This is a genomic window from Fictibacillus enclensis, from assembly GCF_001457035.1.
Lineage (GTDB): Bacteria > Bacillota > Bacilli > Bacillales > Fictibacillaceae > Fictibacillus_C > Fictibacillus_C enclensis.
Window position 1 is genome coordinate 405,116 of sequence record NZ_KQ758620.1, and the last position, 6,482, is coordinate 411,597.

Below are 6,482 nucleotides of genomic sequence, written 5' to 3' on the forward strand. Positions count from 1 at the left end.
AAAAAATAGAAATGCGGTAGTGTCCGTTAAGACCCGACAAGCGTTGGATCTTTTGATCATAAAACGCGATCCAATTCAGCAGGGTTTCCAGGACGGAACCAATCTGCTTTTCCGTCCTGAATATCCCATTGGTATATTAAAGACCGAGTCGCTCGAAAATCGTATCAACATGCTGTAGGTGGTACGAGTAGTCGAAGCAGTCTTCGATGTCTTCTGGTGTAAGTTTTTCCGTAATGCGCGGCTCTTCCTGTACGAGCTGCTTGAACTGGATGCCTTCTTCCCAAGCCTGCATGGCTTTCGGCTGAACAATGTCATAAGCAGCTTCACGGCTCATGCCTTTATCGATCAGCTTCAGCAGCACACGCTGCGAGTAAATTAATCCGTACGTTCTTGTCATGTTGCGTTTCATGTTTTCCGGGAACACTGTTAAGTTCTTCACGATGTTGCCAAAGCGGTTAAGCATGTAATCGAGCGCAATGGTTGCATCCGGCAGAATGACACGCTCTGCAGAAGAGTGAGAGATGTCACGTTCATGCCAAAGTGCCACATTTTCATACGCGGTCATCATGTAGCCGCGGATGACGCGTGCCATACCCGTCATGTTCTCGGAACCGATCGGGTTGCGTTTGTGAGGCATCGCAGAAGATCCTTTTTGGCCTTTGGCGAAGAACTCTTCCACTTCACGCGTTTCACTTTTTTGCAGTCCGCGGATTTCAACGGCGAACTTCTCAATGCTTGTTGCTACAAGCGCCAATGCTGACATGTAATGCGCATGACGGTCACGCTGCAGGGTTTGTGTTGAAATTGGCGATGCTTCAAGCCCCAACTTTTCGCAAACATATTTTTCAACGAATGGATCGATGTTGGCATATGTACCAACAGCTCCGCTGATTTTTCCAACGCGTACAGTGTCAGCTGCCTGCTTGAAACGCTCAAGGTTTCGCTTCATCTCTTCATACCAGAGCGCGAGCTTCAAACCAAAGGTAGTGGGTTCTGCGTGAACACCGTGCGTGCGGCCCATCATGACCGTGTATTTATGTTCTTTCGCTTTGTTTCCTATGATCTCGATGAACTTCTCGATGTCTTTGATCAAAATTTCGTTCGCCTGCAAAAGCAGGTAAGATAATGCTGTATCCACTACGTCGGTGGAAGTCAGTCCGTAGTGGACCCACTTGCGCTCTTCGCCGAGTGATTCGGATACCGCGCGTGTAAAAGCAACCACATCATGACGTGTTTCCTGCTCGATTTCAAAAATACGATTAATATCAAATGATGCGTTCTCGCGCAGTTTCTTAACGTCCTCTTTTGGAATCTCCCCAAGCTCTGCCCATGCTTCACAAGCCAAAATCTCGACTTCCAGCCAAGCCTTAAAGCGGTTCTCGTCTGTCCAAATCGCTCCCATTTCAGGGCGTGTATACCGTTCAATCATGTCGTTACCTCCAGCTTTTCCATCTTGAGTACAGCAGCTTTAATGTATCCTGCTTTGTTGAGTGCTTCGCTTACCGTGTTTCCGAGCACGGTGATGTGTCCCATTTTTCGTTTCACTTTTGCTTCTTCTTTTCCGTAAAGATGCAGCTTGGCGTCTTTCAGAAGTTCCAGGTTTTCAAGCAGCGGTTTCACATGTTCCCCGAGCACATTGATCATGACTACGGGGCTGACCAGTGACGTCCGGCCGAGCGGAAGTCCGCAAACGGCGCGTACATGCTGCTGAAACTGTGAGGTTTCACAGGCTTCGATGCTGTAGTGGCCGGAATTATGAGGCCGCGGCGCCAGTTCGTTCACGTAAATTTCCCCGTTGATGCCAAGGAACATCTCCACAGCAAGCGTTCCGTACAGGTTAAGCTCATGAGCAATTTTTTTGGCCATGTCATACGCATTGGCCGCTGTTTCCTCTGAAATTCTTGCCGGCACAATCGACTGGTGAAGAATGTTTTCCAGGTGGATGTTCTCCGCCACAGGGAACGTGCTCATTTCACCTTTTGTGCTTCGGGTGACGATTACCGACAGTTCTTTTTCAAAGGATACCCAGCTTTCAAGAACGCATTCTCTGCTCCCTGCGAAAAGCTCCTCTGCTTTTTCCATATCCCCTTCTGTCCGGATGACCGCCTGGCCTTTTCCGTCATAGCCGCCCTGGCACGTTTTCAAAACGGCAGGAAGACCGAGCTGGCTGACAGCCGCCTGGAGCTCTTCCTTGCTTTGTACAGGAAGGTAAGGAGCAACACGTACGCCCGCTTTTTCAATCGCCTGCTTTTCACGAATGCGGTGCTGAGTCAGATAGAGAAGCTCGCTGCCCTGTGGCATATAGGCGTTATTCTCAAGCCATTGTGCTCTCTCGCTGTCCACGTTTTCAAATTCATAGGTGATCACGTCACTTTTTTGAGCCAGTTCTTCAATGCCCTTTACATCGTCATAAGGTGCAACAATCTGGTGGTCGCTGATTTGTCCACACGGTGAATTTTCACCAGGGTCCAAAACTACAATTCCGTATCCCATTTCTCTAGCGCTGATTGCCATCATACGGCCCAATTGGCCTCCGCCCAAGATGCCAATCGTTTGGCCCGGCAAAATCGTTTTGTTTTTAGCCAAGAGAATCACTGCTTTCTATAACGGCTTGTTCAATCTTCTCACGCCGCTTCGTTAAACGATAGTTTAAATCCTGATCTGTAATGGCTAGAATCTGTGCGGCCAGGAGACCTGCGTTGGTGGCTCCAGCTTTCCCGATGGCAACAGTAGCTACCGGAACACCTCCAGGCATCTGCACGATGGACAGAAGAGAATCCAGTCCGTTTAAGGCTTTGGATTGTACCGGAACGCCGATGACCGGCAGCACGGTTTTAGCCGCCACCATTCCCGGCAGATGAGCTGCACCGCCCGCTCCTGCAATTATAACGCCAATATTTCTGCTTTTTGCCTCTTCAGCATACTGGAACATGCGGTCAGGCGTCCGATGAGCCGACACCACCTGCTTTTCATAAGGAACCTTCAGCTCCTCAAGAATATCACAGGCATGTTTCATTGTTTCCCAATCGGATGTACTTCCCATTATTACGCCAACTTTGTTTTCCATCGTATCCTCCCCGCAATCAAAAATGCTATGTGAAATGAATTTTTTGCAATAAAAAAGTCCAGTGTACTCACTTTCTCTATCTATGAGAGAAAGCTACTACGCTGGACATACTTCATCACCTGCGGATATGCAGAAAACAGCAGTGTGCTTCCCCTCATAGTCCGATGAATAACGGTCATCGGGTAGAGACTTACGGGCCATAATCCCGTGATTATATGAGGTACTATTGTTTTGTCACCCTTATTGTAACGAAGGGTCTTCTCCTATGTCAACCAAAAAGTCGAACAATAATATATTCTGACAATTTAATGTTCGGGTTTTACCGCAATTTCCCTTCAAAAACGATGCGTTGTTCGTGATATTCCTGAACCGTTTTCCCATTTTTCTTCACTTCTTTAAACACCGGCTCTTCCATGCGGCGTACGGGAGAATAGCCTTCCCCGGCCATGCGGTCCAAACAATCAGAGATCGTCTCACCGGGTTGTACTTCAAACTTTTTCTTTTTCGGCTTTTTATCCATGCCTACCTCCGTATGCTTTTGACCCAGAATCCACCATGAAAGGCCTTGGGTTCATGAGAAATAATGAACGCCTTTGGATCCAGTGCTCTAACGATTTCATAAAGGTTGGATTCCGATTTTCGCGACGTCAGGATCTCCATCATCATTCGCTGCCCTTCCCGCCCTGAGGCCATCCAGTCCGTTACGCCATATCCTTTTGACCTGATTTCATTCGGCAAGCCTGCTGAGATATTTGTGGTAATAACATTAACTGTAATATATCCGAGTGCCAGCTTTTCTTCAATCTTCATGCCGACGAGTACGCCAAGACCATAACCAAGAGCATACGCAATAAGGTTCTGAATTTTATCCAGGTTGTCTAGCACAAGTCCAAGACCGATGACATAAATAATAACCTCAAACACACTGATTAATGCTGCGAGGTATCTTTGATTTTTTAATGTCAAAATCATTCTAATTGTGAAGAATGAGACATATACCACATTAATCAGAAGAATAATCCCAATCATCACGAAGCCGTTTTCCAACATCATTTACACTCCTTCTTTAGCCTGTCCATTATGATGCCATAAAAGTAATTTACCATGTTTTTCGCTGGTTGAAAAATGAAGATTTATCCAGTAATTTCTATCATCCGCATCAAGTTGGATAGGCACATTTTCCACGTTTCTTCATAGGTTATAAAAGCTTTTCGGGAAAGGAATTGATATCATGTACCCTTATTATTATCAAGCACCCCAACCACCGTTTGAAGAAACCCATTATTATTACGACCCCTACGAGGCAGAGCGTCAGCAGCAGGCCCAGCAAAGCCAGCAGCAGCAATCCTATCAGCAGCTGTTAAATGTGTTAATGTCGAGCATCATTGGTGAAGCGACAGCTGTTGATTTCTATACACGTTTGGCGAAAGAGGCGCCAAACGAATACAGTCGGAAAGTTTTATTGGATGCGGCCAAAGATGAAAAGACACATCTACAGTTGTTTACCCGTCTTTACACATCTATAACAGGTAAGCAGCCGAACTACAAGATTCGTCCGGTAAAAATTCAAAACTTCCGTCAAAGCCTGTTTGAAGCATATGAAGATGAACTTGCTGATTATGAAAAATACCGTGATGCGTATCTGATGACACAGGATCCCACCATCCGGGATACCTTCTTTCGTCCTTTCTCAGACGAAATCAAGCACGCGACCAAATTCAGCTACCTGCTGAATGCCCGCTAAAAAAGAGTGCCGGACTACGGCACTCTTTTATTGTAAATAAAAAGCTTAAGGACTGGATTTATCCTTAAGCTTACCTTATTCAGGTTCATCTTGGGTCTGATGCTGCTGATGAATCCCCTCCTGCTGAATTTCATCAATGATCGTTTCCATATCCTCCAGATGGGCCTCTCCGGTTAGTCCAATATTGAGGGTGCCCTTGAGCTCTTTGACATGCAGTTCCTGAATTTTATAATTAATGTTTTCAATATTCACAGGCTTGATGTTGCTTAACGCTTCTTTCAGGGATTGGTTTTCATGCTGCAGTTCAATAATTTGCTGCTGAAGCTGCTGTAAAATATGGTACAGGTCTTGGTCCATCTCATTGAACCTCCTTCATCTCTCCAACGTTTCACCCACTGGGCGAAAGCTGCATATACTGTCAGGGCAAGGGAGTGAGAGCTATGAATCCTTCATGGGGCAAGGGAAACGAATGGAAAAAGTATGCCGACCAGGTACTCGGTAAGGACTTCTTTGAAGACTTTAAAGAATTTGGATTAGCAAACCAAGGGCCTCTAGTTAATATATATGAAAACAAAGAAGAAATTTACTGCTTAATTAATCTCCCAGGTGTAAAAAATATTGAAGATGTGAATCTGTACGTACATTACCGCACTTTGAAGGTCACAGGAAACATCGATTTTTCCATAAAAAAATTTACGTGTGTTACCGAGGAAATTGTATCAGGTCCGATCGAACGGGAAATTCCTCTCCCCCATTCGGTAGAAGACCGACCGCTGGATGCCGGCTACTATCGCGGACTGCTTTATGTGCGCCTCCAGCGCCTGAAACAGGAAAAAGAAAATCAAAAAGTAAAAATCTACGACTATTTTGAATAAGACCCAGAGGCCTGTGTGGAGCCCTCTGGGTCGTTTTTTCGTTGTGGTGCATTTTAAAACCGTTTAAGGATTGGAGACCAGCATGATTGCCATGTAGTAAAGAAGGCAGGCATTCGCCAGAAGCTCGGCTGCCATTTCTTCCGACTGCTTTTTAATATTATCGTTGTCAGCCTGTAAGGGAGTTGTTTTCGGCGTTTTTGAGGCTGATGATGGCCCCTGGGTTTGGGATTCACCCGGGTTTTGGCTATTTTGCTTCGCTTCCTTATGTAAGGAATAACGTTTGATTATGAGCGTTTTACCGATGTTAAGAGAACCTTTCATCATGATTGCATCTACATTTACACTTTTAATCGAAATTTTCATTGAGCTATCCCTCTTTACGGTTTTGAATGGGATCACCATTACACCAATATATGAGGGAGATAGTGGGATTATGTTTAGTTGGGGTTTTGTGGGATATTTGGCGCGGCATGTGGCTGGGAAGAAGTCTGAATTGCTCCTTTCCTAATTATGAGAGCGTTTTGCACAATTATTATATATTTATTTGCTTTCAGCCTGGCCAAAAACCAGCTTTCGTTCAATTAAATACTGTTTTGGTTCAATTATTTTAATTTCGGTTCAATTCTGACTTCACAAACACTATTTCAACAAAAAAAGAACATAAAAAAAGAACGGAACGAATTTTCATTCGTCCCGCCCTTTTTGCCCGGCAACGTCCTACTCTAACAGGGGGAAGCCCCCAACTACCATCGGCGCTGAAGAGCTTAACTTCCGTGTTCGGTATGGGAACGGGTGT

At 45.4% G+C, this 6,482-nt stretch carries 9 protein-coding genes, 1 rRNA gene and 1 riboswitch; of the genes, 2 read left to right on the top strand and 8 right to left on the bottom strand.

Translation table 11 applies throughout. From position 1 onward, the window contains the following. Window positions 1-136 precede the first annotated feature (136 nt). The 5 genes from purB to AS030_RS20085 form a co-directional block, all read right to left on the bottom strand. A complete protein-coding gene (gene purB, locus AS030_RS20065; protein ID WP_061975008.1) occupies window positions 137-1,429 on the bottom strand; it encodes an adenylosuccinate lyase in 1,293 nt (430 codons plus the stop codon). Then, window positions 1,426-2,586 carry a 5-(carboxyamino)imidazole ribonucleotide synthase gene (purK, locus tag AS030_RS20070; RefSeq protein WP_061975011.1) on the bottom strand — a complete coding sequence of 387 codons (1,161 nt, stop codon included), beginning with the start codon at window positions 2,584-2,586 and terminating at the stop codon, window positions 1,426-1,428. The genes purB and purK overlap by 4 nt, the downstream gene beginning before the upstream one ends. Beyond that, window positions 2,579-3,067: a 5-(carboxyamino)imidazole ribonucleotide mutase gene (gene purE / locus AS030_RS20075; protein WP_061975013.1), complete on the bottom strand. Its 489-nt coding sequence runs from the start codon at window positions 3,065-3,067 to the stop codon at window positions 2,579-2,581. The genes purK and purE overlap by 8 nt, the downstream gene beginning before the upstream one ends. A gap of 137 nt (window positions 3,068-3,204) precedes the next feature. Continuing rightward, window positions 3,205-3,306, bottom strand: a riboswitch (purine riboswitch). An 80-nt stretch (window positions 3,307-3,386) separates the two neighbouring features. Then, entirely contained in the window at window positions 3,387-3,587 is a 201-nt protein-coding gene (locus tag AS030_RS20080; RefSeq protein ID WP_061975015.1) for an NETI motif-containing protein, read from the bottom strand. A gap of 2 nt (window positions 3,588-3,589) precedes the next feature. Further along, window positions 3,590-4,117, bottom strand: coding sequence for a DUF2179 domain-containing protein (locus AS030_RS20085; protein WP_061975017.1), 528 nt, complete (start codon window positions 4,115-4,117; stop codon window positions 3,590-3,592). A gap of 181 nt (window positions 4,118-4,298) precedes the next feature. Between AS030_RS20085 and AS030_RS20090 the strand changes: the two genes are divergently transcribed. After that, a complete protein-coding gene (locus AS030_RS20090; protein ID WP_061975019.1) occupies window positions 4,299-4,811 on the top strand; it encodes a ferritin family protein in 513 nt (170 codons plus the stop codon). 75 nt (window positions 4,812-4,886) lie between these two features. On the opposite strand, the gene gerPC is transcribed toward AS030_RS20090, so the two are convergent. Then, window positions 4,887-5,168, bottom strand: coding sequence for a spore germination protein GerPC (gerPC, locus tag AS030_RS20095; protein ID WP_061975022.1), 282 nt, complete (start codon window positions 5,166-5,168; stop codon window positions 4,887-4,889). A gap of 83 nt (window positions 5,169-5,251) precedes the next feature. Between gerPC and AS030_RS20100 the strand changes: the two genes are divergently transcribed. Then, entirely contained in the window at window positions 5,252-5,686 is a 435-nt protein-coding gene (locus tag AS030_RS20100; protein ID WP_061975024.1) for an Hsp20/alpha crystallin family protein, read from the top strand. 63 nt (window positions 5,687-5,749) lie between these two features. Here the strand turns inward: AS030_RS20100 and AS030_RS20105 are convergent, their stop codons facing one another. Together AS030_RS20105 and rrf are read right to left on the bottom strand one after the other, a co-directional pair. Next, window positions 5,750-6,049 carry a hypothetical protein gene (locus AS030_RS20105; RefSeq protein ID WP_061975026.1) on the bottom strand — a complete coding sequence of 100 codons (300 nt, stop codon included), beginning with the start codon at window positions 6,047-6,049 and terminating at the stop codon, window positions 5,750-5,752. A 341-nt stretch (window positions 6,050-6,390) separates the two neighbouring features. After that, window positions 6,391-6,482, bottom strand: a 5S ribosomal RNA gene (rrf, locus tag AS030_RS20110); the annotation flags it as partial.

Excerpts from the sequence above, each read along its gene's own strand:
- purE (WP_061975013.1), bottom strand. The coding sequence starts at position 3,067 with ATGGAAAACAAAGTTGGCGTAATAATGGGAAGTACATCCGATTGGGAA.
- AS030_RS20085 (WP_061975017.1), bottom strand. The coding sequence starts at position 4,117 with ATGTTGGAAAACGGCTTCGTGATGATTGGGATTATTCTTCTGATTAAT.
- purB (WP_061975008.1), bottom strand. The coding sequence starts at position 1,429 with ATGATTGAACGGTATACACGCCCTGAAATGGGAGCGATTTGGACAGAC.
- AS030_RS20105 (WP_061975026.1), bottom strand. The coding sequence starts at position 6,049 with ATGAAAATTTCGATTAAAAGTGTAAATGTAGATGCAATCATGATGAAA.
- AS030_RS20100 (WP_061975024.1), top strand. The coding sequence starts at position 5,252 with ATGAATCCTTCATGGGGCAAGGGAAACGAATGGAAAAAGTATGCCGAC.
- AS030_RS20080 (WP_061975015.1), bottom strand. The coding sequence starts at position 3,587 with ATGGATAAAAAGCCGAAAAAGAAAAAGTTTGAAGTACAACCCGGTGAG.
- AS030_RS20090 (WP_061975019.1), top strand. The coding sequence starts at position 4,299 with ATGTACCCTTATTATTATCAAGCACCCCAACCACCGTTTGAAGAAACC.
- gerPC (WP_061975022.1), bottom strand. The coding sequence starts at position 5,168 with ATGGACCAAGACCTGTACCATATTTTACAGCAGCTTCAGCAGCAAATT.